Below are 25,566 nucleotides of genomic sequence, written 5' to 3'. Positions count from 1 at the left end.
CTCCCGCTTGGTCGGCGCGCGTCGGGCAAGGGGAGGAAGGGATGATCGCCAAAACCCTGCGCCGCCTCTTCCTGCTCTCGCTCCTGCCGCTGCTGGCGGCCTGCCGCTTTCCCGTCCTGGACCCCAAGGGCCAGGTGGGCATCGAGGAGCGCAACCTCATCGTGACCGCCACGCTGCTGATGCTGATCGTCGTGATCCCGGTGATCGTGATGACCCTTCTCTTCGCCTGGCGCTACCGCGACCGCGAGGGCCACAGCGGCTACCTCCCGAACTGGTCGCATTCCGGCAAGATCGAGTTCGTGGTCTGGGCCGTGCCCTGCGTGATTATCGCCATCCTGGCCGTCATCACCTGGAACTCCTCCCACGACCTCGACCCCTACAAGCCGCTCGACCATGCCGAGGAGCCGGTGAACATCCAGGTCGTCTCGCTCGACTGGAAATGGCTGTTCATCTACCCCGAAGAGGGCATCGCCACGGTGAACGAGATCGTCGTTCCGGCGAACCGCCCGGTGAACTTCTCGATCTCTTCCTCCGCGCTGATGAATTCCTTCTGGATCCCGGAACTGGGCGGCCAGATCTACGCGATGGCGGGCATGGAGACGAAGCTCCACCTCATCGCCGATCACGAGGGCGTCTATGACGGCCTGTCGGCCAACTACTCCGGCCACGGCTTCTCGGACATGCAGTTCAAGATGCGGGCCGTCACCGACCAGGCCTACGACGCCTGGATCGATACCGTCCATGCCGGGCACAACACCCTGAACGGCGACAGCTATCAGGATCTCGCCCGGCCGAGCACGAACGTGGAGCCGATGTTCTACGCCCAGGTCCAGCCCGGGCTCTTCGACGACATCGTCCGCAACAAGTACATGGTGCTCGGACACCATGTCGAGCCGCGCTCGTGAACACGGAGCTCTGACATGTTCGGAAAACTCACACTCAATTCGGTCCCCTGGCACGAGCCGATCATCATGGTCGTGTTCGCCGGGATCGTCATCGGCGGTCTCGCCGTCCTGTCGCTGATCACCTGGTTCGGCAAGTGGCGCTACCTCTGGGACGAGTGGCTCACCTCGGTGGACCACAAGCGCATCGGCGTCATGTACGTGATCCTCGCGTTCATCATGCTGCTGCGCGGCTTCTCGGACGCCATCATGATGCGCGGCCAGCAGGCCATCGCGGCCAATGACGCCGCCGGCTACCTGCCGCCGCACCACTACGACCAGGTGTTCACCGCGCATGGCGTGATCATGATCTTCTTCATGGCCATGCCCTTCGCGATCGGGCTCATGAACATCGTCATGCCGCTGCAGATCGGCGCGCGCGACGTGGCCTTCCCCTTCGTGAACTCGCTGAGCTTCTGGCTCACCGCGGGCGGCGCCATCCTCATCAACATCTCGCTCGTCGTCGGCGAATTCGCCAAGACCGGCTGGCTGGCCTATCCGCCGCTCTCCGAGCTCGGCTACAGCCCGGATGTCGGGGTGGACTACTACATCTGGGCGCTGCAGCTCTCGGGCATCGGCACGACGTTGTCAGGTGTCAACCTGATCACGACGATCATGAAGATGCGCGCGCGCGGCATGAACATGATGCGCGTCCCGGTCTTCACCTGGACCACGCTGGTCGCCAACGTGCTGATCGTGGCCTCCTTCCCGATCCTCACCGCCACCCTGGTGCTGCTCACCCTCGACCGCTACCTCGGCTTCCACTTCTTCACCGTGGACGGCGGCGGCAACCCGATGATGTACATCAACCTCATCTGGGCCTGGGGCCATCCGGAGGTCTACATCCTCATCCTGCCGGCCTTCGGCATCTTCTCGGAGGTGATCTCCACCTTCTCGGGCAAGCCGCTGTTCGGCTACAAGTCGATGGTCTATGCCACGGTGTGCATCGGCGTGCTCTCCTTCCTCGTCTGGGTGCACCACTTCTTCACCATGGGTGCCGGCGCCGACGTGAACGCCGTCTTCGGCATCACCACGATGATCATCTCCATCCCCACGGGCGTGAAGATCTTCAACTGGCTGTTCACCATGTACCGCGGCAAGGTGCGGCTCACCCCGCCCGTGCTCTGGACCATCGGCTTCATGATCACCTTCACCATCGGTGGCATGACCGGCGTTCTGCTCGCGGTGCCCGGCGCGGACTTCCAGCTGCACAACTCGCTGTTCCTGATCGCCCACTTCCACAACGTGATCATCGGCGGCGTGCTGTTCGGCTACCTGGCGGGCTTCGCCTACTGGTTCCCGAAGGTGTTCGGGTTCAAGCTGAACGAGCGGTGGGGCAAGGCGTCCTTCTTCTGCTGGATCGTCGGCTTCTACATGGCCTTCATGCCGCTCTACGTGCTGGGCTTCATGGGCATGACCCGTCGCATCAACCACTACGACAACCCCGACTGGCAGCCCTGGCTCATCTTCGCGGCCTGTGGCGCGGTGGTGATCGCTGCGGGCATCGCCTGCCAGCTCATCCAGCTGGTGGTCAGCATCCGCGACCGCAAGGCACTGGCCGACACCACGGGCGACCCCTGGGACGGCCGCACCCTGGAGTGGTCGGTGTCCTCGCCCCCGCCGTTCTACAACTTCGCGGAGGAGCCCGAGGTGACCGAGCTCGACGCCTACTGGGATACCAAGCAGCGCAACCGCAAGGGCCCCGCAAAGCCCTACGGCCCGATCCACATGCCCAAGAGCACCGGCGCGGGCTTCGTGCTGGCCATGCTCGGGCTGGTGGTCGGCTTCGCCCTGGTCTGGCACATCTGGTGGCTGGCCATCGCGGGCTTCGCGATCACCGTGGTCGGGATCATCACCCATACCTTCTCGACCGACCGCGACTATGACGTGCCGGCCGAGGAAGTGGCCCGGATCGAGGCCCTTACCGCTCCGCGTCCGATGATGGAGGCCTGAAAATGAGCTCTTCTACCCTGGCAAACCACGGCGCCCACGGCGCCGCGGTCCACCACGAGGATGATCACCACCACGACGTCGACGGGACCACCCAGCTCGGCTTCTGGATCTACCTCATGAGCGATTGCATCATCTTCGCGACGCTCTTCGCCACCTACGCCGTGCTGGCGGGCGCCACCGACGGCGGCCCCACCGGCCGGGAGCTCTTCGAGCTGGGCTTCGTCTTCATCGAGACGATGTTCCTGCTCGCCTCCTCCGGCACCTGCGGGCTGGCCATGCTCGCCTCCGACAGGGGCGACGCCGACAAGGTGTCGTTCTGGCTGAAGATCACCTTTGTGCTCGGCGCCTGCTTCATCGCGATGGAGGTCTACGAGTTCCAGCACCTCATCCACGAGGGCGCCAGCCCGCAGCGCAGTGCCTTCCTCTCGGCGTTCTTCACCCTGGTGGGCACGCATGGCCTGCATGTCACCGCCGGCCTGGTCTGGATGGGCGTGCTGATGTTCCAGATCAAGCGCTTCGGCGTGGGCGGCTTCATGACCCGTCGCCTGGCCACGTTCAGCATGTTCTGGCATTTCCTCGACGTGGTGTGGATCTGCGTGTTCACGCTCGTCTACCTGAAAGGAGCGATGTGATGTCCGGTTCGTCCTCGCACGGAAGCCACGGCACCCCGCAGATCCTGTTCACCGGTCTCGGGCTGGCCTTCGGCCTCACCGTCATCCCGTTCCTCATCGTGACGACGGGCATGTTCAGCACGGAGACGACGCTTTTCGCCATCGCCCTGCTGGCGGTGATCCAGATCGTCGTCCACCTGGTGTATTTCCTGCACATGGACTTCACGAAGAAGGGCGGCTGGACGCTGCTGTCCTTCGTGTTCACCGTCACGATCGTCGTGCTGTTCGTGGGCGGGTCGCTGTGGATCATGTATCACCTGAACACGAACATGATGCCGCCCGACATGATGGTGGACCACATGCTGAAGGAAAACATGCGCTGAGGCGCGGGGGCGGGCCCTCCCGCCCCGGTTTCCGATACGCAAGGGCGGCTCCCCCCGGGGGGCCGCCCTTTTTCATGCCCGGATAAAAACGCAGGTATTTGCCTGCATGTCTTGACGTGCAGGCAAATACCTGCATATTTCAGGACAGGCAGCGGAGTGACGGATGGACGACGACAAGGTGTTCAAGGCCCTGGCCGACAGGGCGCGGAGGCAGTTGCTCGACCGGCTCTGCGCGCGCAATGGCCAGACGCTCGGCCAGCTTTGCGAGGAGATGGGGATGACCCGGCAATCGGTCACCCAGCACCTTGCGCTGCTGGAGCAGGCCAACCTGGTGAGCACGGTGCGCCGCGGCCGCGAGAAGCTGCATTTCATCAACCCGGTGCCGCTGCACGAGGTCTACGGGCGCTGGGTGCGGAAGTTCGAGGAAGGCCGCCTGGACCTTCTGCACGACCTCAGGACCGAGCTCGAAAGGAAGCAGGAATGACCGACAGATCAGCAAGCTTCGTCTATGTCACCTACATCCGCACCACGCCGGAGAAGGTGTTCGAGGCCATCACCCGGCCCGAGCTCGCGCGGCGCTACTGGGGCCACGAGAACCTCGCCGAAGCCTGGACCCCCGGCAGCGCCTGGTGCCACGTGCGCACCGATGCCGCGCGCACGGTCGACCTGGTGGGCGAGGTGCTGGAGAGCGCGCCGCCCCGCCGCCTCGTGCTGAGCTGGGCCAACGAAAGCGCCCGCGCCGACCCCGAGGCCTACAGCCGGGTCACCTTCGACATCGAGCCCCAGGGCGAGACGGTGAAGCTCACCGTGACCCACGAGGAGCTGCAGCCCGGCAGCGGCATGTTCAACGGCATCTCGAAGGGCTGGCCGCTGGTGCTCTCCAGCCTGAAATCCTTCCTCGAAACCGGCCGGGGCATGGAGCTCTGAGCCCCTGCGGGAGAGACATGATGAGCGACACATCCTTCAGCGGCGGTTGCGCCTGCGGCGCCATCCGCTACCTGGCCGGGGGCGCGCCGGTGGCGCAGCTCCACTGCCAGTGCCGCCACTGCCGGATGCGCAGCGGCACCGGGCATTCCTCCTATCTCGTCTTCGCGGGGGAGGGGGCGGTTCAGGTCACCGGCGCGCCGGCCACCTGGCGCGTGGCGGGGGAGAGCGGGGCGGAGAAGATCCACGCCTTCTGCCCCACCTGCGGCACGCCCACCCATCTCGGCTTCGCCGCAAACCCCGGGCTCACCGCCATCCACGCCGGCAGCCTCGATGCGCCGGAGGCCTTCCGCCCCACGCTCGTCACCTTCGCGGCGCGGGGCCTCGCCTGGGACAGGCCGGGCCCCGGCCTCGCCGCGTTTCAGGAGGGACCGCCGGGCTGAAGTTCCGCGCCGCCGCGGGGCAGCCCGGCGATGCAGGGCGAGAAGAACAGCGCCCCGCTCCAGCAGCCCTTCAGGGTGCGCAGGCTCACCGCCGCCCAGAGCAGCACCAGCCCGGCGGCGAGCACGGTGCCCAGCCCCTCGAAAGCCGCGAGGTTCAGCTCGGCGCCCAGCCGGAAGGTGGCCAGCGTGTAGACCCCGATGGGGAAGGTATAGCCCCAGACGCCGAGGTTGAACGGGATGCCCCGGCGCAGGTGGTGCGCGGTGATCAGCGTGGCGAGCAGGAACCACCAGGCGCCGAAGCCCCAGAGCACCAGCCCCGCCACCAGCCCCAGCCCGGCGGCGACATGGCCCGCCGCCTCCAGCCCGTGCGCGGCGAAGATCGCCGGCGCCTCGCCGCCCAGCACCAGCATCCCCAGCGCCCCGGTGCCGATCGGCCCGAGCGCGAGCCAGCTCGTCGAGGCCATGCCCTGCTCGGGCAGCTTGTGCAGTGCCATGCGCAGCATCAGGATGCCGATCATCGCGAAGGCCACGGGCACCGAGCAGGCCCAGAGCGCGTAGGAGGCGATGAGCATGCCGAAGCGCGCGCCCGGCTCGGCGAGATGCGGCGCGATGAGCCCGCCGCTCGCCGCCGCCACCTCCGCCGCCACCACCGGCAGCAGCCAGACCGCCGTCATCGCCTCGAACCGGTGCTCCTGGCGCGAGAACATCAGGAAGGGCACGCCCACGCCGCAGGCCAGCGCCATCGCCGCATCGGCCCACCACAGCGCCTCGGCAACCGGCACCACGCCCGCCCCCCAGCGCGGCAACCCGTAGAGGATGAGCCCGTTGATCAGCGTGGCGAGGCCCATCGGGATGGTGCCGAAGAACATCGACACCACGCCATGGTCGAAGATCCGCCGCGCCTCGCGCGCGAACAGGATCCAGCGCAGGGCGTAGAGCAGGCTGAACAGGGCGAAGAGCCCGATGTTGAGCATCCAGAGCGCCTCTCCCACCGGCGCCAGCACCGGCCCCGCGCCGGGCACCTGCGGCAGGATGAGCGAGACCACGCCGGTGCCCATGGTGACGGCGAACCAGTTCGGGGTGAACTGGCGGATCACCTCGAGCGGGGTCTCCAGCGCGGAGAAGGGGCGCAGCCGCATGGCTGCAAGGGCCAATCTGGTCATGGCTCGAGGCTCCTGATGAGGGCGAGCAGCGCCCCCGTGGCGCGGCTGCGGGCGCGCGCACCGTGGCGCAGCGCGTGGAAGGCGCGGGCCGGCAGTCCGGCGGGCAGCGCGCGGACCGAGCCGCCCGCCACCGCCCGGGCCACCACCCGTTCCGAGAGCACCGCCACCCCCGCCCCGGCCTCCACCGCCGAGAGAACCCCGGCGTTGGAGGGCAGGGTGAGCGCCACGGTGAGGCCCGCGGGGTCGATGCCGCGGGCGGTGAGGATCTCCTCGAGGCTGGAGCGCGTGCCCGAGCCCTGCTCGCGCAGGATCCAGGGTGCTGCGCGCAGCCAGTCGTCATCCGCCGGGCCGTCGGGGGCCGGCAGCCCCGGGGGGGCGACCAGCACAAGCGGGTCCTCGGCCACCAGCTCCTGGCGCAGGGCGGGCGCGCGCACCGTGCCCTCCACGAAGCCCAGCTCGGCGGCTCCGCTCTCAACCTGCGCCGCGGCGCCCTCGGTGTTGGCGATGGCGAGGCTGAGGTCGATGCTCGGGTGGCGGGCCCGGAAGGCGGCGAGCACCGGCGGCAGCCAGTGGTCGGCGATGGTCTGGCTCGCCACCAGCCGCAGCCGGCCGCGCACCAGCCCGCCGAACTCGCCCAGCACCTGCTCGGCCGCCTCGGCCCGGGCCAGCACGGCGCGCGCCTCGGCAAGGAAGGTCTCGCCGATCTCGGTGAGCTCGATGCGCCGCCCCACGCGGTGGAACAGCGCCACGCCGTGGCGGTCCTCCAGCGCAGCGATCGCCGCACTCACCGCCGATTGCGACAGGTGCAGCACCTCGGCGGCCCGGGTCATGTGCTCGAGCTCGGCGACGGCGACGAAGATGCGGAGTTGTTCGAGGGTCATCATAGGCTCCTTGGCCGTGCCACAGAGATAGGCAGCGCGAACCAATCGTTCAAACGAATTGATCTGATCAATATGACCGAAAAAATCGATTGAAAACCTGTGGAACCTGCAGGCACAACGCGGCGTTCACCCGTTGCGGTGTGACTTCCGCGCCCCGCGACAGTCGGGAGACGGGCCATGGCCCATCATGAACACGGTCACATGAACATCGAACAGCAGCAGCACACGTTCCACGGCTTCCTGCGCATCACGCAGTGGGTGGTGGGGCTGGTGTTCGTGCTGCTCCTGCTGCTGGCGGCCTTCAACAGCTGACACCCCGCCCCGGTGAGGGGCAGGGCTGGCAATGTCGGGATGCGGGGAACCCGCCGTCAGGCGGGCTGGGGGGCCTTGCGCGGCAGGATGGCGCCGCGGTGGCCGATGACTTCCATCGACAGCGCATGCGCGCGCACGGCCGCTTCGGGGATGCTTGCGCCCTGCAGGCGGGCGGCGAAGTAGCCGGCGTTGAAACTGTCGCCGGCCCCGGTGGTGTCGACCACGCGCTCGGCGCGCGGGAAGGCGGCGAGTTCCTGCACCGTGCCGCCGGTGATGGCGAGCGGGCCGGCCGCGCCGCGCTTGATCAGCACCTCGGCGTTCAGGGCGGCGAAGCGCGCCACGGTCTCGGCCTCGCCGCCGCCGTGCAGGGCGATCTCGTCATCGATCGAGGGCAGGGCGATGTCGGCCTGCGCCCAGAAGCGGGCCAGCACCGTGCGGGCCTCCTCGGGCGAGGACCACAGGCGGGGGCGGTAGTTGCTGTCGAAGGCAAAGCGGCCGCCGGCAGCGCGGTAGCCGGGCAGGAAGGCGAGCAGCGCCGCGCGCGCCTCCTCCGACAGGATCGCCACCGAGATGCCGGAGAGGTAGATCAGCCCGTAGCCCGCGAGCGCCTCCGGCGCCGGCCCGGCCTCGCCGGTGAACAGGCGCCGGGCGGCGGCGGATTCGCGCCAGTAGCGGAAATGCCGCTCGCCGTCGGGGTCGTTCTCAATGAGGTAGATGCCCGGCAGGCGCTCCGGGTGGCGGCCGACATGCTCGGTCGACAGCCCCTCGGAGGCCATGTAGCGCAGCATCGAATCGGACACCGCGTCCTGGCCCAGCAGGGTGACATAGGCCACCTCCGGCAGGCCGAGCCGGGCGAGGTAGACAGCGGTGTTCAGCGTGTCGCCGGCAAAGGCATTGCTGAGGCGCAGCGGCTCGGCGCCGGTCTCGCCGGACAGCTCGAGCATGGCCTCGCCGATGCAGGCGACGGTGGTATTGGTCACAGGACGGCTCCGATCTTCCAGGGAACGAACTCGTTGTCACCGTAGCCGAATTCCTCGGAGCGTGTCTTCTTTCCCGAGGCCGTGTCGAGCAGGAAGTCGTAGATCTGCCGGCCGACCTCCTCCAGGCTCGCGCCCTCCTCGAGGATGGTGCCGCAGTTGATGTCCATGTCCTCGGGCATCGAGCGGAACAGCGCGCCGTTGGAGGCGAGCTTCACCGAGGGCGCGGGCTTGGCGCCGAAGCACGAGCCGCGCCCGGTGGTGAAGGCGATGATGTTCGCCCCGCTCGCCACCTGGCCGGTGGCCGCAACCGGGTCGTAGCCCGGGCTGTCCATGTAGACGAAGCCGGGCCGGTCGATGCGCTCGGCATAGGCATAGGCGCCCGAGAGCGGCGAGAGGCCGCCCTTGGCCACCGCGCCGAGGGATTTCTCGAGGATGGTGGTGAGGCCGCCGCGCTTGTTGCCCGGCGAGGGGTTGTTGTCGAGCGAGGCGCCGTTGCGATCGGCATAGGCGCGCCACCAGTCGATCATCGCCTCGATCTTCGCGCCGGTCTCGGGGTCGGCCCGGGCGATGAGCAGGTGCTCGGCGCCGAAGATCTCCGGGGTTTCCGACAGGATCGAGGTACCGCCCGCGGCCACCAGCATGTCCGAGGCGACACCGAGTGCGGGGTTCGCCGAGATGCCGGAGAAGCCGTCCGAGCCGCCGCACTGCATGCCCAGCGTGAGCAGCGAGACCGGCAGCGTCTCGCGCACGTCGCGGTTCGCCGCCTCGGCGATGGGCTCGAGCAGTTCCACCGCGCGGCGCACGGCGGAGGCGGAGCCGCCCACTTCCTGGATGTTGAAGGTCTGGAAGCGCTCGCGGGTCCAGTCATCGCGCTTGTAGAGCGTGAGCTGGTTCACCTCGCAGCCGAGGCCGACGATGAGCACGCCGGCGAAATTCGGGTGGTCGCGGTAGCCCTTGAGGGTGCGCACCAGCGTGTCGAAGCCCTCGCCCGAGCCGGCCATGCCGCAGCCCTGGTCGTGCACGATGGGGGCGAAGCCGTCCACCCCGGGGTATTTCGGCTTCAGCACCCGGTTCGCCTCCGCCGCGATGGCGCCGCAGACGGTCGAGGAGCAGTTCACCGAGGCGAGGATGCCGATGTAGTTGCGCGTGCCGGCGCGGCCGTCGGGGCGCAGGAAGCCCTCGAAGGTGGTGCGCTCGGGCTTCGCGTGGACCTGCCCGCGCTGCTCGGACTCGGTGGAATGCTCCTCGGCCATGGCGCAGTTCTGCACGTGGACATGCTCGCCCGCGGCGATGTCGGCGGTGGCGGTGGCCATCACCTGGCCGTATTTCACCACCGGGCTGCCCTTGGCCACCGGCATCACGGCAAACTTGTGGCCCATGGGCACGTCGGTGAGGAGGGTGGTTCCGTCCACCGTCTCGCCGGCCTTGAGCGCACGGAGCGCCACGGCCACGTTGTCGGCGGTATTGAGATGCATGCTGTCGCGCACGAGGGTTGTCATTGGCCTGACCTTGCTGTGATGGCCTCCAGCCGGGGCATTCCGGCGGGGCCGCCATTGGCTTTTGCCCAGTCCATGAAGGCCACGATGCGGCGGGCGACCTTCTGGGCATGGTTCTGGGCGATGTCGGAAATGCGGTGGTCGAGGAACGGGTTCGCGAAACGCTCCAGCGTGGTGGCGAGATAGGCCTCCGCCTCGGTGCCACGGCCCGCCGCGGCGAAGGCGGGAAGCACCTCCTCGGCGAAGATCGCATCGAGCTCGGCGCGCACCTCCGGGATGGCGATGAAGTCGCGCACCACGGCGGATGGGTCCGCCCCCCGGCGCTGCCACATGTCCACGAGAGACGTATGTCCGAGGTTGAGGATATGCAACTTCAGCCGCTCGATCTCCTCGAGATCGGGCACCAGCTGCACGCAGGGATGCACGCAGGGCGCGGTGACACCCGGCGCCGCCTCGATGGCCCAGAGCGCGTAGGGCTCGGCCACCGCGCCGGCGGGCTCCAGCGGCTCGGAGACGATGCGGTCGACCAGGCTCGAGGCCCAGACCACCTGCTGGCCGATCCAGTCGACCAGCGCGGGCGCGGCGGCATTGGCGGCGGCGATCTCGAGCACGCGGGCGCGCAGCACGCGGCCGTTCTCGGGCACCAGTTCCATCGGCATCACGGTGAGGGGCTCGGCGCCGGCGGCAAAGCGGGCGGCGAGCAGGTGGTAGAGCTTCGCGGGGAAGCTCATGCCCTGCGCGAAATCGGGCGCGGTGTCATCGGGGCGCGGGGCATAGCCCGCGTCGCCGGTGTTGGAGATCACCACCTCGGCTTCCTCGCAGAACACGCGGGTGACCTCCGCCCAGTCGGTCGCGGTGGAGAGGGTGCGCTTCACCGAGGTGACGCGGCGCTCCTCGTCGATCACCGTGCCGGCCTCCAGCCCGCGGATGCGGACCGGGTAGCCTTCCGGGGCGGCGAGGGCGCCGAGGCGCTTTGCGCGCGACGCGTCGCCGGAGGATTGCACCACCGTGACCGCGAGCGGGCTCTCGGCCTCGGCGAAGAACAGGTCGGCATGCGCCTGCAGGAACCGGCTGGTGCCGAACTGGAGTACGGGAGTGGTCAAGCCTCTGGCCTCTTCGTGTCGCTGGAGGAGCGGGAGATCAGACGCGGATCAGCGCCTTGATCAGCGTGCCGCGGTCGTTCGCCCACTCGGGCAGGTTGGTCACCGCGTCCTCGAAGGAGGTCTCGTGGGTGGCGAGCGCGTCGATCGGCACCAGGCCGTCGCGGATGCAGGCGAGCACGTGGTCGAAATCCGCCTTCAGCGCGTTGCGGCTGCCGATAAGCGTGGTCTCGCGCTTGTGGAACTCGGGATCGGCGAAGGAGAGGTCGCCCTTGACCACCGAGAGCAGCACGTAGGAGCCGCCGTGGGCGAGGTAGTTGAGCCCGGCGTTCATCGCGTGGATGTTGCCGGTGGCGTCGAACACCGTGTCGTAGGACAGCAGGTCGTCGGACTGGTCGGCCGGCTTCGCGAGCTCGGTCTTCGCGTTGGGCAGCACCTTCGCGGCGAGGGCGAGGCGCGCCTCGGACGTGTCCTTCAGGGTGATCTCGGCGCCGTCGATGGCGGCGAAGAGCGCTGCGCCGATGCCGATCGGGCCCGCGCCCACCACCAGCGCCTTCGAGCCCTTCGCGAGCTTCGAGCGCCGCACGCCATGCGCGCCGATGGCGAGGAATTCCACCATCGCCGCCGCCTTCGCCTCCATGCCCTCGACCGGGTAGAGGTTGCCCTCGGGCACAACGATCTCCTCGCACATGCCGCCGTCGGTGTGCACGCCGAGCACGGCGATGTTCTGGCAGCAGTTGGGCTTGCCGATCTCGCAGGCATGGCAGGTGCCGCAGACGAGGTAGGGGTTCACCACCACGAGGTCACCTTCCCTGATGCGCCCGTCGGCCGAGGCCTCCAGCGCGCGGCCGGACAGCTCGTGGCCCATCACGCGCGGGTACTGCAGGAAGGGCTGCTGGCCGCCGTAGATGTGGTAGTCGGTGCCGCAGATGCCGATGTACTCGATCTTCACCCGCACCTTGCCGGGCGCCGCCTCGGGGCGGGGGCGTTCGGTGAGGGTGAGCGTGCCAGGCTGCTCGCACAGGAGCGCTTTCATCGACATGTCGGATCTTCCTTCGTGTGGCAGGGACGCGGGGCGCGCCGCGATTTCGGTCTTTTATTTATTAAAAACCCTTTCCGTCAATTGTTTTTTATGAGAGGAAGCGCGGGCCCGAACCTGTCAACGAACCCTTCCCCCGAGCCTGCCGGAGCCGTGGCCCATGGCCAGACACAACAAGGTCTTCAAGGACGTCTTCAACCGTTGCCTCGAAGATCTCGACCGCATGAGCCCCGGCACGCCGCTGGGCTCGGAGACCCAGATCGCCGCCATGCTGGGCGTGAGCCGCACCACGGTGCGCGCGGTGCTCGCACGGCTCTCCGAGCGCGGGATCCTCGCCTGGGACGGCCGCCGCAAGACCCTGCTGCGCCGCCCCTCCCGCGCCGACCGCTTCGGCACGGAGGAGACGGAATCGGTGGCAGGCCGCATCGAGGCCGCCTTCATGGAGTGGATCCTGAAGGGCGATCTCGCGCCCGGCACCACGCTCAACGAGGCCGATCTCGCGCGGCGATTCTCCGTGTCCGCCGCGGCGCTCCGGGAGTTCCTCATCCGCTTCGCGCGCTTCGGGCTGATCTCGAAGCGGCCGAACCGGCACTGGGTGCTGGAGGGGTTCACGCTGGATTTCGCCCAGGAGATGTTCGACATCCGCGAGATGTACGAAACCCGGGCCGCCGCCGCCTTCCTCGCCCTGCCGCCCGGCCATGCCCACTGGGACCGGCTGGCGCGCATCGCCGAGGACCATGAGCGGCTGATCGCCGGGCGCAGCGACGTGCTCGATTTCCCCCGGCTCGACGAGCGCTTCCACCGTCTGGTCTGCACCGCCGCCGGCAACCGTTTCATCGACGATTTCAACCGGATGATCTCGGTGGTGGTGCATTACCACTACCGCTGGAACAAGCGCGACGAGGCCGAGCGCAACCACACGGCCGCGCGCGAGCACATGGCGGTGATCGCCGCGCTGGAGGCCCGCGATGCCGGGGCCGTGGCCCAGACCCTCGGGGCGCATCTGCGCACCGCGCGGCAGACCCTGCTCGCCTCGGTGAAATGGGGCGAGGAGGATTCGCCCGCGGCCGCGGCCTGTTAACCATTTAGCAAGATTCTGTCCCCCCGCACCGCGCCGCTGAAACTTGACGATAGGTCGAATCGCGGCTAGTCACTGGTCCAACAATAGGACCAGAGGCACGCAAAGTGCCCTCGAACGCTGCGGGAGGAACCTCAGACATGAGTCGAAAAACGGCCGTGGGCCATGTTCTGGAGCTGCTCAGGCGCGACATCGCCGAGCATTACGCCCCGGGCGACATGCTCCCCACCGAGCGCGAGCTCGCCGAACGCTACGGCGTGGCGCGCAACACGATGCGCGAGACGATGATCTACCTCGAAGCCTACAGCCTGATCGAGAAGACCCAGCGCGGCGCGCGCGTGCGCACCCCGGGGTTCGAGCCGATGTTCGAGGCCTTCACCCAGCATTTCGACCGCTCGCTCTCCGCCTACCGCGAGGTTCTGGAGTTCCGCCGCATCGTCGAGACCGGGGCGGCGCCGGCCGTGGCCGCCGGCATCACCGATGCCGAGCTCGCGGCGCTCGAGGCGCACAACGACCGCATGGCCTCGGCCCTCACCGCCCATGACGCGGCGGAGGCCGATTACGCCTTCCACCTCGGCCTGGTGCTGGGCGCGCGCAACGCCGTGGTGCAGCGCATGTACCAGGTGATGTCCATGCCGCTGAAATTCTACCTCGAAGTGGGCAAGACCCGGAGGCCGGACACCGAGCGCGCGCATGAGCAGCATGCCCGCATCATCGCTGCCGCCCGGGCGCGCGACGCCGCGGCGCTCACCGAGGCGCTGCACAGCCATTTCAGCCATTCCGGCGCGGTGCTGGCGACACAGGAACCCGTCGCCGACAGCACCGGCGGGGCAGGGCGCGCATGAGCCTGTCGCCCGCCCCCTGCCACCCTGCGCTCCGGCGCCCCGGCCTCCGCGCCGGGGCCTGTCGGCCCGCCACCGCGACCGGGCCCGCCGCCCGCGCGCCACAGATCCGCCGGGAGGGCCCGCGTGCAGGCGCCCCGGCGGCCGGCCGGAGAAACGCTCCGGCCCCGAGCCATCGCACGACGATCCTTTCGGGAGGAAACTGATGAAGTCTTTTGCTTTCGGCCTCGCCACCGCGGCGCTTGCCGTGCTTGCCGCCCCGGCCTTCGCGCAGAGCGTCACGGTCAAGGTCGCCTATGAGAACAACCCCGGCGAGCCGGTCGACATGGTGATGAACCGCTGGAAGGACCTCGTGCACGAGGCCTCCGGCGGCGACGTGGAGCTCGAGCTCTACCCGTCCTCGCAGCTCGGCGCCAAGCAGGACGTGATCGAGCAGGGCCTGCTCGGCGTGAACGTGATCACCCTCGCCGACGTGGGTTTCCTCACCGATTACGACCCCGATCTCGGCATCCTCTTCGGCCCCTACCTGACCGACAACCCCCAGCAGCTCTTCAAGATCTACGAGAGCGACTGGTTCAAGCAGAAGGACGAGGAGCTGCGTGAGAAGGGCGTGCACATCGTCATCAACAACTACCTCTACGGCACGCGCCAGCTGCTGGCGAACAAGCCGGTCGAGACCCCGGCCGACCTGGAGGGGATGAAGATCCGCACCCCCAACAACATCATGCAGATCCGCGCCATCGAGGCGATGGGCGGCACGCCCACCCCGATGCCGCTGGGCGATGTCTACCCCGCCCTCACCCAGGGCGTGATCGACGGCGTGGAAAACCCGCTGCCGGTGCTCTACGGCCAGAAGCTGCACGAGCAGGCGAAGTACCTCTCGATGATCTCCTACCTCAACAACACCTCGCTCTGGCTGGGTGGCGAGGCCTTCTTCTCCACCCTCGACCCCGAAGTGGTGCAGATGCTGCATGACACCGGCTACCAGGCCGGCCTCTACAGCCAGGAGCTCGCCGCCTCGCAGGACGAGGAGATCATCGCGGACATGAAGGCCCAGGGCGTGACCGTCGTCACCCCCGACATCGCGCCGTTCCGCGAGAAGGCCATGGCCGTCTACAAGGAATTCCCCGAGTGGTCCGAGGGCCTCTACGAGGAAATCCAGGCCCAGCTCAAGGACTGAGCCACGCAGTGACACCGCGTCGGGCGGGCCCCTCCGGGCCTGCCCGTTTTCCTTCAACGATCGGATAATTCCATGAAGTATATCGGACAGCTGGCGGTTCTCGTCGCCTCGCTGCTGCTCGTCGTCCTGGTGGGCATCACGGTCGCCTCGGTGGGCATGCGCTACATCGCCGGCGCGCCGCTGCAGTGGACCGAGGAGATCTCGGGCCTGCTGATGGTCTGGATCGTGATGATCGGCGCCATCGCCTGCGAGCGCGAGAAACAGCACCTCACCATCGATTTCATCGTGGCGCTGCTGCCACGCCGGGCCGGGGCGCTGGTCGGCATCGTGGTGGGGCTGGCCTCGCTGGGGCTGCTCGCCGCCATGGGCTGGCTGTCCTGGGAGCTGGCGCAGACCGCGCAGTTCAAGTCCACGCAGATCCTGCGCATCTCCTGGTTCTGGCTCGACATCGCGCTCACCGTGGGCGCCGCCGGCATCGCGCTCTTCGTGATCGCCTCGCTGGTGCGCAAGGCCCGCATCGTCGCCGGAGGGGACGACACCGAATGACCTGGTTCATCATCATCCCGATCATGTTCGGCCTGTTCGCGCTGAACATGCGGCTCTACCTCGCGATGTTCGCGGCGGTCCTGCTCTACTTCCTGTTCTTCGCCTCCATGCCGCTGCAGATCGCCGTGCAGCGCATCATCGCGCCGACGCAGAACGCCTCGCTGCTGGCCATTCCCTTCTTCGTGCTGCTGGGCACGCTGCTGGGCTCCACCGGCATCGCCGAGCGGCTGCTGAAGGTGGCGGACCTGCTGGTGGGGCGCTTCACCGGCGGGCTCGGCCTGACCAACGTGATGCTCTCCACCCTGATGGGCGGGCTCTCGGCCTCCAACCTGGCGGATGCCGGCATGATGTGCCGGATGATCGTGCCGGAGATGGAGAAGGAGGGCTACAACCGTGGCGTGGCGGCGGCGCTCACTGCGGCCTCCTCGCTGATCACCCCGATCATCCCGCCGGGCATCGCGCTGATCATCTACGGGCTGATCGCCAATGTCTCGATCGGCTCGATGTTCGTGGCCGGCATCCTGCCCGGGCTGCTCTGCGCGGCGCTGCTGCTGTTCACCACCTATTTCGTGGCGAAGCGCGAGGGCTACAAGCCCACCCGCACCGCCCGCCCCACCATGGCCGAGACCGGCCGCACCCTGCTGCTGGCCTGGCCGGCGCTGTTCCTGGTGGTGGTGGTGATCGGCGGCATCCGCTTCTCTGTGTTCACGCCGACAGAGGCGGGCGCCGTGGCCGTGGTGGTGACGCTGCTGATCGGCTTCTTCCTCTACCGGCGCATGAACCTCGCCGACGTGGGCTCCGCCCTCTCGGAGACGGCGCGGCAGACCTCCGCCGTGCTGCTGGTGATCATGACCAGCTCGGCGCTCGCCTGGATCTTCTCCATGGAGCGCGCCGGCATCGGCATGGCGGAATTCGTCACCGGCCTCACCGACAACCCGGTGGTGTTCCTGCTCATCGTGAACGTGCTGCTGCTGGTGCTGGGCATGTTCATCGAGGGCACGGCGCTGATGATCATCCTGGTGCCGCTGCTGCTGCCGGTGGTCAAGCAGCTCGGCATCGACCCGGTGCATTTCGGCATCGTGATGATCCTCAACCTCTCGGTGGGCACGCTCACGCCGCCGGTGGGCACGGTGATGCTGCTGGTGTGCAGCCTCACGAAGGTGTCGATCCCGGAGTTCGTGAAGCGCGGCTGGCCGTTCTTCGCGGCGCTGATCCTGGCGCTGCTGCTGGTGACGCTGGTGCCGGCGCTCTCGCTCGCCTTCGTGTGAGCCGCCGCGGGCCTTCCCGCGGGGAAGGCCCTCCTCATCCCCTCCCGGGGCGGGAGGGGAGTTCGTCGGGCCTCGCCCCGCCCGGGGGCGGGGCGGCGCCAGCCCCGGCCGCTTTCCCGGTCCTCAGGGCGTGCCGCCGGCGAGGCGCCTGCGTACCAGCCTCGCGATCAGCCGGGCCAGGGCAGGGCCGGTGACCAGCACCACGAGGAAGCGGGATGTCTGCATCGCCATCACGAAGGAGACGTCGACATCGCTCGACGCGGCGATGATCGCCACCGAATCCGCGCCGCCGGGGCTGGTGGCCAGGTAGGCGGTGAGCGGGTCCACCCCCGCGAAGGCCACCAGTGCCGCCGCGAAGGCGCCGCAGATCGCCATCAGCAGCAGGATGGAGGCCACGAGCCGGGGCAGGGCGCGCATCGCGTGGCGCAGGATCGACCGGGTGAAGCGCAGCCCGATGCTCCAGCCCACCATGGCGTAGCTCAGCGCCAGCAGCCACAGCGGCAGCTCGATGCGGATCAGCCCGGCCCCCTCCAGCGCCACGCCGAGCACCAGCGGCAGCAGGAAGGGCCCGGAGCGGAAGCGCAGCGCCATCGAGAGCCCCACGCAGCCCCAGGCCAGCGCCAGCGTCATCGCGAGGCCCGCCCAGTCGGTCTCGGGGAACCAGACCGGCGCCGGCGCGCCGCCGCCCGCCCCCACCCAGATGCGCGCCACCGCGGAGGCCGCGACGGCCACCAGCACCACGCGCACGTATTGCATGAAGGCGACGAGGCGCACGTCGGCGCCATGCGCCTCGGCCATGAACACCATCGCCGCGGCCGCCCCGGGCGACGAGCCCCAGACCGCCGTGGTGCCCGGCAGCACCTGGGCACGGGCGAGCAACCAGCCCAGCAACGCGCTTGCCGCGACCACCGAGAGCACGCCGGCGAGGAAGATCGGCCAGTCCGCCGCCACTTCCGCGAGCGTGGCGGGGGTGATCACCCGGGCGATCATGCAGCCGATCACCGCCTGGGCGAGCTGGAAGGGCAGGCGCGGCACCCGCACCCGCACCTCCGCCGATGCGAGGATGATCGCGGCCACCATCGGGCCGAGCAGCAGCGCCGCGGGCAGTCGCAACAGCTCCAGCAGCGCGACCATCACCACCGAGAGCAGCACGAGGAGCAGGAACTGCGCCGGCAGCGGCTGGCGCGCGAGGCGGCCTTGCGGGGCGGGAGACGTGTCGCTGCAGGCCATTGTGCTCACTCCGCCGCCAGCAGGATGTCACCCGACAGGCGCACCCGCGAGATGCGCGGCATCACCGCGCGCAGGCTCATCTCGTGCAGTTCGGCCGAGACGCTGGTGCACAGGTCTTCCGCCAGCACCACATCGTAGCCGTGCTCCCAGGCGGCGCGGGCGGTGGACTCGACACCGAAATTCGTCGCGATCCCGCCCAGGACGATGCTGCGCACCCCGCGGCGGCGGAGCTGCAGGTCGAGCTCGGTGCCGTGGAAGGCGCCCCAGTGGCGCTTGGTGATCACCAGGTCGCCGGGTCGCTCGAGCCCCGGGGCGAGACGGCCCCAGCCCTCGGGCAGGCCGCCCTCCGGCCGGGGCAGCGGCTGGTCGACCGCCTGCGGCGGCGCGTCGGCAAAATCCGCCGCCCAGCCCACCCGCACCAGAACCACCGGCGCTCCCGCGGCGCGGAACCGCTCCGCCACCGGCCGCGCCGCCGCCAGCACCTCGGAGCCGGACCGCGGCGCGAGCGGCATCGACAGGATGCCCTCCTGCAGGTCGATGAGCACGAGGGCGGCGGCGGCGGGGAGCAGACGGGTCATGGACGGTACCTTGAAGCGGAACGGCGCGGGAGAGCGGGCAGGAGGCGAGGCCACGCGACGGTGACGGGGCGCTGTCCGGCAGATGTGCGAGAATGGTCCCGCATAACCGGAAAAGGTGAGGATGTCTGCCCCGAAGTCGGGCACGGTCGTGCAGCCCATGAAGGCGGTGCCGCCGGCGCCGCACTGCTCAAGGAAAGCCGGATGCTGCTTGATGCCGCAATTGCAACACTCTGCCCCGATGATCAGGATATATTCACCAAATTGCCACAATGACGGTTCTCGTGCGTGGTTTGTGCTAGACGTGGCCGGGCGCCGCGGCCTCCCCCCGGCCGCCCGCTGAAAGGAGCAGGAGTGTCGTTCGGTAGCCAGCCAACCCGCAACGTCGGGCCCAGCGAGTTCAACAAGCGCGCCTTCCTGCTGTGGAGGGTCCTTCCGACGATCCTCATCGCGCTCGCGGTGAGCGGGGCGGCCTTCCTGCTGCTGGAGTGGAGCGCGCGCGAGGCCGATCGCCTGTCGCTCGAGCGGCAGAGGCGGTTGTTCAGCCTCGCGGTCATGGATATGACCGAGAACATCGCCCACCAGCAGGAGAGCGTGACGGTCTGGGACGACTCGGTGCTGCATCTGCAGGAGGAACCGCGCGACCAGGAGTGGCTCGACGCCAACATGGGCAGCTGGCTCTACAGCTACTTCGGCATCGACGCCTCCTACCTGCTCGACCCCGATGACCGGGCGATCTTTGCCTCCGAGCAGGGCCGCCTGCTGACACCGGAAGTCTTCGCCGGCGTGGCGGCCGCCGTGCTCCCGCGGGTCGACCGGCTGCGCGCCGTGCTGCGCCGCGACGATCCCGCGGACGTTCCCGACAGGATGGACAGCGCCGGGGTCACCGACCTCGCGATGGTGCGTGGCCATCCCGCGATCGTGAGCGCGAAGCCGGTGGTGAGCGACACGGGCGACATCGTCCAGACCCCGGGGGAGCAGTACGTGCACGTCGCGGTGCGCTACCTCGACGGCAGTTTCCTTGCCGAGGTGCAGGAGCGCTACCTGTTCAACGACCTGCAGTTCGACGCCGATGTCGCCAACGCGCCGGGCGCGCTGCAGCTCTACCCGCTGTTCGATGGCTCCGATGCCACGCTGGGGTATTTCACCTGGCGGCCGGTGCTGCCGGGCGCGGGGGTGAGCCGGCGCATCCTGCCGGCTCTCGCCGTGCTCTGCATGCTCGCCTTCGCCGGGCTCGGCCTGTTCCTGTGGCTGCTCTGGCGGAGATCCGTGGCCCTGGGCGCCACGGAGGCCCGGATGCATTACATGGCCCTGCACGACGCCCTCACCGGCCTGCCCAACCGGGCGATGTTCGTCGAGCGGGTGGAGAGCGCGCTCACCCGCAGCGCCGCGGGGCGCGGGGGCACCGCGCTGCTCTACATCGACCTCGATCACTTCAAGCAGGTGAACGACACCCTCGGCCACCCGGCCGGGGACCAGCTCATCCAGGAGGCCGGCCGCCGCCTGCAGGGCCTCACCCGCGACACGGACACCGTGGCCCGCGTGGGGGGCGACGAGTTCGCCATCGTGATGACCGGCGTCACGGAGCAGGCCCATGTCGAGCGGCTGTGCGACCGTATCGGCGATTCCGCCCGCATCCCCTTCGACATCGAGGGCAACCAGATCTTCATGGGCATGAGCATCGGCTATGCCATGGCCGGGGCGGACGGGCCGGGGCTCAACGAGCTGGTACGCCGGGCCGACGTGGCGCTCTACCGGGCCAAATCCCTCGGCCGCAGCCGCCACGTGGTCTACGAGAAGGACATGGACGCGCTGCTGCAGGAGCGCCGCCGCACCGAGGCCGACCTGCGCATCGCCCTGCGAGAGGGGGGGCAGCTGCAGGTGTGCTACCAGCCGATCTATGCCGCGCGCAACGGCGCGCTCACCGGCTTCGAGGCGCTGCTGCGCTGGCAGCACCCCGAACTGGGCCCGATATCGCCCGAGGTCTTCATCCCCATCGCCGAGGAAACCGGGCTGATCGAGCCTCTCGGCGCCTGGGTGATGCGCGAAGCCTGCACCGCCGCGGGCGGCTGGCCGGATCTGGTGATCTCGGTGAACGTCTCGGCCATCGAACTGCGCGACCCGGACTATGCCGGCCGCCTCGCCGACCTGCTGCGCGAAACCGGGCTGGCGCCGGAGCGGCTGGAGCTCGAGCTCACCGAGAGCACGATGATCGAGGCTCCTGGCGCCCACATGCAGAACCTGCGCAGCCTGCGCGGCATGGGCGTGCGGCTGGTGATCGACGATTTCGGCACCGGCTTCTCCTGTCTCGGCCGGTTGCAGAGCCTGGAGGTGGACCGCATCAAGATCGACCGCAGCTTCATCCACGCCCTCGGCCGCTCCTCGAGCGACGAGGCGATCGTGCGCGCGATCATCGACCTCGCCCATGCCACGATTCTCGAGACCACCGCCGAGGGGGTCGAGACCGAGGAGCAGCGTGCCCGCATCCGCGCACTCGGCTGCGACAGCCTGCAGGGCTTCCTGTTTTCCGAGGCGCTCTCGCACCGGGACGCGGACGCGCTGGTTGCCGCCGGAACCCGCGGCGCGGGGCCCGAGCCCGGCGCGACGGACAGCAGGGCAGCCAGAGAGGCCGACAATCTCGCCGGGCCGGGCTGATCGGCGGCGCCCGCGCCGCGCAATTGGGCTCGACGCGCCCCCCCTCCGGGCGCTAGCTCTTGGAAAAAGGGCGCGCGCCCCCCGCGCGCCCGCCAGTGCGGGAGGAAAGGCATGGACGCGGCAATCGTCGGCTGGGGACACACGAAATTCGGGCGCATGGACGCGCTGAGCCTCGAGGAGCTCATCACCATGGCCGCGGCGGAGGCGCTCGGCGATGCCGGGCTCACCGGGGCGGACGTGGACGCGGTCTGGCTGGGGCATTTCAACGCCGGGCTGGTGAAGGACGGCTTCGCCGCCTCCATGGTGCTCGGGGCGGACGATGGCATGCGCTTCAAGCCGGCCACGCGCTGCGAGAACGCCTGCGCCTCCGGCTCGGCCGCGCTCTACGCCGCCATCGACGCGGTGCGCGCGGGCCGCATCCGCGTGGCCCTGGTGGTTGGGGCGGAGAAGATGACCCATCTCGACACCGCCTCCGTCACCGCCGCCCTCGGCTGCGCGAGCTACCAGAAGGAGGAGGCCGGCAAGAGCTTCCCGCAGATCTTCGCCGATTTCGCCTCCGCCTACGCGGAGCGGTACGGCGACCCGACCGAGGCCATGGCCCGCATCGCTGTGAAGAACCACGCCAACGCGATGCACAATCCGCTGGCGCAGATGCACCGGCCGCTGGAGCTCGATTTCTGCCGGAATGTCTCGGAGAAGAACCCGATGATCGCGGCCCCGCTGAAGGTGACCGACTGTTCGCTGGTCTCGGACGGCGCCGCGGCCGTGGTGGTGGCGCGCACCGACATGCTGGGGGATTTCCGCCGCGCCGTGGGCTTCCGCGCCGCGGTGCAGGTGAACGACTACCTGCCGATCTCCGCCAAGGACCCCGCCGCCTTCGAGGGCCCGCGCGAGGCGGTGCGCCGCGCCTACGAGACCGCCGGAATCGGGGTGGACGACCTCGATTTCGCCGAGGTGCACGATTGCTTCACCATCGCCGAGCTGCTCGCCACCGAGGCGCTCGGCCTCGCCCCCGCCGGCAGCGGGCGCGAGGTGGTGATCGAGGGGCAGACCGCGCCGGGCGGCCGGCTGCCTGTCAACCTCTCGGGCGGGCTGAAGGCCAAGGGCCACCCGGTGGGGGCGACCGGCGTGTCGATGCACGTGCTCGCCGCCCGCCAGCTCACCGGCGAGGCGGGCGGCATGCAGTCCCCGGGCGCTGCCCTGGGCCTGTGCTTCAACATGGGCGGCGGTGCCGTGGCGAACTACGTCTCGGTGCTCGAGCCGCTGAAGGCCTGAGCCTCCGCCGCCAGCCACTCGGCGGTGATCCGCAGGTCGGACTGGGTGAGCCCGTGCGAGGCCGGCAGCACCTGCCGGGTGACCCGGGCGCCGACGCGCTCGAGATCGGTGGCGAGCCCTTCGGAATTCGCCGCCGGCACGATCGGGTCCATCGCGCCCGAGAGCAGCAGCACCGGCGTGCCGGAGCGGGCCGGGGCAGGGGCCGCCGCGAAGGGCCGCATCGCGCGCAGCAGCACCCCGCCTGCGAGCACGCCGGGGTGGCGCAGCAGCAGCGCCGCGGCGATGTTCGCGCCGTTGGAGAAGCCCACCGCCACCGGGGCGGCGAGCCCGTATTCCGCCCGCGCCGCGGCGATGAATTCCGCCAGCTCGTCGGTGCGGCGGGCGAGGTCGGCCTCGTCGAACACGCCTTCGCGCAGGCGGCGGAAGAAGCGCGGCATGCCGTTCTCCAGCACGCTGCCGCGCGGCGAGAGCAGCGCCGCCTCGGGCGCGAGGGTGCGGCCCAGCGGCAGCAGGTCGGTCTCGTCGCCGCCGGTGCCGTGCAGCAGCAGGAGCGGCGGCCGGCCCGGGGCCGTGGCCGGTTCGAAACGGTGCGGGCGGGCGAGGATGTCGGTCGTCGTGGTCATGGCGGGTCTCCCGGGCGGATGAGGGGCAGCCCCCGGGGAGGTCCGGGGGCCGCGGCGTGTCAGGCGAGCGCGGGCAGCGTGGCCTCGATCATCTCGCGATGCGCCTCGTATTGCGGCGGCAGCTTCAGCGCGGTGCCGAGGCTGGCGGCGGGCTCGTCGACCGCAAAGCCGGGGTCGTCCGTCGCGATCTCGAACAGCACGCCGCCGGGCTCGCGGAAGTAGACCGATCGGAAGTAGTTGCGGTCCTTCTGCTCGGTGGTGCGCAGCCCGTGGTTGCGGGCGAGCTTCTCCACCATCTCCGCCTGGCCGGCCTCGTCGGCGCGGAAGGCGACATGATGCACCGAGCCCGCGCCCTGCCGGGCCTTGAGGAACTCGCCCGCGGCATGCAGGTCGACGATGCCGCCGATGGTGGTGCCCGGCACGGCGAAGCGGCGCAGGCTGCCTTCCTGCCCGATCTCGGCGAAGCCGAAGACATCGGTGAGCACCTCGGCCGTGGCACCCGCGTCGGCCAGCAGCAGGTTCACGCTGTGGAAGCCGCGGATCGCGTGTTCGGCGGGCACGCTGCCGTCACTCCAGCCGGGTTCGGCCTCGATGCCGGGCACGCCGGCAAAGGCGAGGCGCAGGCCGTCGGGGTCGCGGAAGGCGAGGAAGCTCTCGCCGAAGCGCTGCACCGGCATCTCGTGGGCGACGCCCTTCTCCAGCAGGCGGTGGAGCCAGAAGCCCATCGAGGCCGCCGGCACGCGGAACACGGTCTGCTGCGCCTCGCCGATCCCGCCCCGGCCGGGGGCCGCATGCTCCCAAGGGAAGAAGGTGAGGATGGTGCCGGGCTGGCCGGCCTCGTCGCCGTAATAGAAGTGATAGGTGCCGGGGTCGTCGAAGTTCACGGTCTTCTTGACCAGGCGCAGTCCCAGCACCCCGGAGTAGAACTCCAGGTTCCGACGCGCGGGGCCGGCGATGGCCGTCACGTGATGAATGCCGTTGATGTGCATTGTCTCTCTCCGTCGCGGGGCGGGATTGCCCTGTCGCTCTCATATGGGCAATATAACTACGGATGCGAGGCAGGAGGCATTGCAAGTTTGCAATGAAGGATTTGCGAGGCGGGGATGAACGACGGCGCGGACTGGGATGATTTCCGGCTGGTGGGGGCGATCGCGGCGGCGGGCAGCCTGCCGGCGGCGGCGGAGCGTGCGGGGCTCGCGCATTCCACCCTGTTCCGCCGGCTGGGCCAGATCGAGGAGCGGCTCGGCGTGCCGCTGTTCGAGCGCCACCGCTCGGGCTACGTGCCCACGCCGGCGGGCGAGGAGATGGTGGCGGTGGCGGAGGCGATGGAGGCGCGGGTGGCGGGCTTTTCCCGGCGCCTCGCGGGGCAGGAGATCGCGGTGAGCGGCGAGATCCGGGTCACCACCTCCGACACGCTGCTGCTGCACCTGCTCACGCCGCATCTCGCGCGGTTCCGCGCCGCCTGCCCGGGCGTGCGGCTCGACATGGTGCTGGCGAACGCGGCGCTGAACCTGTCGCGGCGCGACGCCGACGTGGCGATCCGCGCCACCGATACGCCCCCCGAGACGCTGGTGGGCCGCCGGGTGGCGCGGCTGGCCTGGACGCTCTACGCCGCCACCGGCGCCGAGCTGCCGGCAGACCGGCTCGCCGGCTGCGACTGGGTGAGCCTGTCAGACCCCGGCGGGCGAATGAAGGTGGTCAAGCACGTCGAGGCCACGGTGCCGGCCGAGCGCCTCGCCTACCGGGTGAACAGCGTGCTGGGCCTCGCGGAGGCGGTGGAGGCGGGGCTCGGCATCGGCTACCTGCCGTGCTTCATCGCCGACACCCGCCCCGGCCTGCGCCGCCTCGCCGCGCCGGACCCGGATTTCACCGCCGACCTCTGGCTGCTCACCCACCCCGACCTGCGCCGCGCGCCGCGCGTGCGCGCCTTTCTCGATCACATGGCAGAAGCGCTCACCGGCCAGCGGGCGCTGCTGGAAGGCGGGGCGGAGCGAGCGGGCTGAGGTGTGGAAGGACGCGGCCTATAAGGAAGATTATGTTATGAACTTGGAATGCCCCGGCTGTTCTG

General features: G+C 69.5%; 26 protein-coding genes. 16 read left to right on the top strand and 10 right to left on the bottom strand.

Going from position 1 to position 25,566, the window contains the following annotated elements; genetic code table 11:
• The first annotated feature begins 41 nt into the window (after nucleotides 1-41).
• From cyoA to D3P35_RS11920, 7 genes are all read left to right on the top strand, one after another.
• Entirely contained in the window at nucleotides 42-905 is an 864-nt protein-coding gene (gene cyoA / locus D3P35_RS11950; protein ID WP_118134963.1) for a ubiquinol oxidase subunit II, read from the top strand.
• A 15-nt stretch (nucleotides 906-920) separates the two neighbouring features.
• Nucleotides 921-2,894 (top strand): cytochrome o ubiquinol oxidase subunit I, encoded by a 1,974-nt coding sequence (gene cyoB, locus D3P35_RS11945; RefSeq protein WP_118134962.1) that lies wholly within the window; start codon nucleotides 921-923, stop codon nucleotides 2,892-2,894.
• Between the two features lie 2 nt (nucleotides 2,895-2,896).
• Nucleotides 2,897-3,526, top strand: a complete 630-nt coding sequence (gene cyoC / locus D3P35_RS11940; protein WP_118134961.1) for a cytochrome o ubiquinol oxidase subunit III — start codon at nucleotides 2,897-2,899, stop codon at nucleotides 3,524-3,526.
• Nucleotides 3,526-3,888 carry a cytochrome o ubiquinol oxidase subunit IV gene (cyoD, locus tag D3P35_RS11935; RefSeq protein WP_118134960.1) on the top strand — a complete coding sequence of 121 codons (363 nt, stop codon included), beginning with the start codon at nucleotides 3,526-3,528 and terminating at the stop codon, nucleotides 3,886-3,888. Before cyoC ends, cyoD begins: the two co-directional genes overlap by 1 nt.
• Nucleotides 3,889-4,051: 163 nt before the next feature.
• Nucleotides 4,052-4,372, top strand: coding sequence for a helix-turn-helix transcriptional regulator (locus D3P35_RS11930; RefSeq protein ID WP_118134959.1), 321 nt, complete (start codon nucleotides 4,052-4,054; stop codon nucleotides 4,370-4,372).
• Nucleotides 4,369-4,815, top strand: a complete 447-nt coding sequence (locus D3P35_RS11925; RefSeq protein ID WP_118134958.1) for an SRPBCC family protein — start codon at nucleotides 4,369-4,371, stop codon at nucleotides 4,813-4,815. The genes D3P35_RS11930 and D3P35_RS11925 overlap by 4 nt, the downstream gene beginning before the upstream one ends.
• A 20-nt stretch (nucleotides 4,816-4,835) precedes the next feature.
• Nucleotides 4,836-5,255, top strand: a complete 420-nt coding sequence (locus D3P35_RS11920) for a GFA family protein (protein ID WP_118134957.1) — start codon at nucleotides 4,836-4,838, stop codon at nucleotides 5,253-5,255.
• Here the strand turns inward: D3P35_RS11920 and D3P35_RS11915 are convergent.
• Entirely contained in the window at nucleotides 5,234-6,418 is a 1,185-nt protein-coding gene (locus D3P35_RS11915; RefSeq protein WP_118134956.1) for a TDT family transporter, read from the bottom strand. The genes D3P35_RS11920 and D3P35_RS11915 overlap by 22 nt on opposite strands.
• Nucleotides 6,415-7,299 carry a LysR substrate-binding domain-containing protein gene (locus D3P35_RS11910; RefSeq protein WP_118134955.1) on the bottom strand — a complete coding sequence of 295 codons (885 nt, stop codon included), beginning with the start codon at nucleotides 7,297-7,299 and terminating at the stop codon, nucleotides 6,415-6,417. Before D3P35_RS11910 ends, D3P35_RS11915 begins: the two co-directional genes overlap by 4 nt.
• A 177-nt stretch (nucleotides 7,300-7,476) precedes the next feature.
• Here D3P35_RS11910 and D3P35_RS11905 point away from each other — a divergent pair, with 177 nt between their 5' ends.
• The gene (locus tag D3P35_RS11905; RefSeq protein WP_118134954.1) at nucleotides 7,477-7,611 is read left to right on the top strand and encodes an aa3-type cytochrome c oxidase subunit IV; all 135 of its coding nucleotides are present in this window, start codon (nucleotides 7,477-7,479) and stop codon (nucleotides 7,609-7,611) included.
• A gap of 56 nt (nucleotides 7,612-7,667) precedes the next feature.
• On the opposite strand, the gene D3P35_RS11900 is transcribed toward D3P35_RS11905, so the two are convergent.
• The 4 genes from D3P35_RS11900 to D3P35_RS11885 are packed head-to-tail and all read right to left on the bottom strand — an operon-like array spanning nucleotide 7,668 to nucleotide 12,223.
• Entirely contained in the window at nucleotides 7,668-8,591 is a 924-nt protein-coding gene (locus tag D3P35_RS11900; protein ID WP_232830480.1) for a sugar kinase, read from the bottom strand.
• Nucleotides 8,588-10,090, bottom strand: a complete 1,503-nt coding sequence (locus D3P35_RS11895; protein WP_118134953.1) for a UxaA family hydrolase — start codon at nucleotides 10,088-10,090, stop codon at nucleotides 8,588-8,590. Before D3P35_RS11895 ends, D3P35_RS11900 begins: the two co-directional genes overlap by 4 nt.
• Nucleotides 10,087-11,190, bottom strand: coding sequence for a mannitol dehydrogenase family protein (locus tag D3P35_RS11890; RefSeq protein WP_118134952.1), 1,104 nt, complete (start codon nucleotides 11,188-11,190; stop codon nucleotides 10,087-10,089). Before D3P35_RS11890 ends, D3P35_RS11895 begins: the two co-directional genes overlap by 4 nt.
• 37 nt (nucleotides 11,191-11,227) lie before the next feature.
• Nucleotides 11,228-12,223 (bottom strand): zinc-binding alcohol dehydrogenase family protein, encoded by a 996-nt coding sequence (locus tag D3P35_RS11885; RefSeq protein WP_370031140.1) that lies wholly within the window; start codon nucleotides 12,221-12,223, stop codon nucleotides 11,228-11,230.
• Between the two features lie 163 nt (nucleotides 12,224-12,386).
• Between D3P35_RS11885 and D3P35_RS11880 the strand changes: the two genes are divergently transcribed.
• The 5 genes from D3P35_RS11880 (at nucleotide 12,387) to D3P35_RS11860 (ending at nucleotide 17,140) form a co-directional block, all read left to right on the top strand.
• Nucleotides 12,387-13,307: a GntR family transcriptional regulator gene (locus tag D3P35_RS11880; protein ID WP_118134950.1), complete on the top strand. Its 921-nt coding sequence runs from the start codon at nucleotides 12,387-12,389 to the stop codon at nucleotides 13,305-13,307.
• Nucleotides 13,308-13,444: 137 nt separating this feature from the next.
• Nucleotides 13,445-14,149: a FadR/GntR family transcriptional regulator gene (locus tag D3P35_RS11875; RefSeq protein WP_118134949.1), complete on the top strand. Its 705-nt coding sequence runs from the start codon at nucleotides 13,445-13,447 to the stop codon at nucleotides 14,147-14,149.
• A 202-nt stretch (nucleotides 14,150-14,351) separates the two neighbouring features.
• On the top strand, nucleotides 14,352-15,326 hold the full coding sequence (locus D3P35_RS11870) for a C4-dicarboxylate TRAP transporter substrate-binding protein (RefSeq protein ID WP_118134948.1): 975 nt from the start codon (nucleotides 14,352-14,354) through the stop codon (nucleotides 15,324-15,326).
• 72 nt (nucleotides 15,327-15,398) lie between these two features.
• Nucleotides 15,399-15,872: a TRAP transporter small permease gene (locus D3P35_RS11865; protein ID WP_118134947.1), complete on the top strand. Its 474-nt coding sequence runs from the start codon at nucleotides 15,399-15,401 to the stop codon at nucleotides 15,870-15,872.
• Nucleotides 15,869-17,140 carry a TRAP transporter large permease gene (locus tag D3P35_RS11860; RefSeq protein WP_118134946.1) on the top strand — a complete coding sequence of 424 codons (1,272 nt, stop codon included), beginning with the start codon at nucleotides 15,869-15,871 and terminating at the stop codon, nucleotides 17,138-17,140. The genes D3P35_RS11865 and D3P35_RS11860 overlap by 4 nt, the downstream gene beginning before the upstream one ends.
• Nucleotides 17,141-17,263: 123 nt before the next feature.
• On the opposite strand, the gene D3P35_RS11855 is transcribed toward D3P35_RS11860, so the two are convergent.
• Nucleotides 17,264-18,370, bottom strand: coding sequence for an AbrB family transcriptional regulator (locus tag D3P35_RS11855; RefSeq protein WP_118134945.1), 1,107 nt, complete (start codon nucleotides 18,368-18,370; stop codon nucleotides 17,264-17,266).
• A gap of 5 nt (nucleotides 18,371-18,375) precedes the next feature.
• Entirely contained in the window at nucleotides 18,376-18,948 is a 573-nt protein-coding gene (locus D3P35_RS11850; RefSeq protein ID WP_118134944.1) for a hydrolase, read from the bottom strand.
• 351 nt (nucleotides 18,949-19,299) lie between these two features.
• Here D3P35_RS11850 and D3P35_RS11845 point away from each other — a divergent pair, with 351 nt between their 5' ends.
• Both D3P35_RS11845 and D3P35_RS11840 read left to right on the top strand, forming a co-directional pair.
• Nucleotides 19,300-21,600: a bifunctional diguanylate cyclase/phosphodiesterase gene (locus tag D3P35_RS11845; protein WP_118134943.1), complete on the top strand. Its 2,301-nt coding sequence runs from the start codon at nucleotides 19,300-19,302 to the stop codon at nucleotides 21,598-21,600.
• A 111-nt stretch (nucleotides 21,601-21,711) separates the two neighbouring features.
• On the top strand, nucleotides 21,712-22,875 hold the full coding sequence (locus D3P35_RS11840; RefSeq protein ID WP_118134942.1) for an acetyl-CoA acetyltransferase: 1,164 nt from the start codon (nucleotides 21,712-21,714) through the stop codon (nucleotides 22,873-22,875).
• On the opposite strand, the gene D3P35_RS11835 is transcribed toward D3P35_RS11840, so the two are convergent.
• Both D3P35_RS11835 and D3P35_RS11830 read right to left on the bottom strand, forming a co-directional pair.
• Complete coding sequence (locus D3P35_RS11835; RefSeq protein ID WP_118134941.1) at nucleotides 22,842-23,498, bottom strand: alpha/beta hydrolase; 657 nt, start codon at nucleotides 23,496-23,498, stop codon at nucleotides 22,842-22,844. The two genes, D3P35_RS11840 and D3P35_RS11835, sit on opposite strands and share 34 nt — an antisense overlap.
• A gap of 59 nt (nucleotides 23,499-23,557) precedes the next feature.
• Nucleotides 23,558-24,487 (bottom strand): ring-cleaving dioxygenase, encoded by a 930-nt coding sequence (locus D3P35_RS11830; protein ID WP_118134940.1) that lies wholly within the window; start codon nucleotides 24,485-24,487, stop codon nucleotides 23,558-23,560.
• A 114-nt stretch (nucleotides 24,488-24,601) separates the two neighbouring features.
• Between D3P35_RS11830 and D3P35_RS11825 the strand changes: the two genes are divergently transcribed.
• The gene (locus D3P35_RS11825; protein ID WP_118134939.1) at nucleotides 24,602-25,501 is read left to right on the top strand and encodes a LysR family transcriptional regulator; all 900 of its coding nucleotides are present in this window, start codon (nucleotides 24,602-24,604) and stop codon (nucleotides 25,499-25,501) included.
• The last annotated feature ends 65 nt before the right edge of the window (nucleotides 25,502-25,566 follow it).

Origin of the sequence: Oceanicella sp. SM1341 (genome assembly GCF_003448965.1) — a bacterium.
In the GTDB taxonomy this organism is placed as follows: domain Bacteria; phylum Pseudomonadota; class Alphaproteobacteria; order Rhodobacterales; family Rhodobacteraceae; genus Paroceanicella.
The sequence above is the reverse complement of the archived record's forward strand: the minus strand, read 5'-3'. Positions and strand labels throughout refer to the sequence as shown.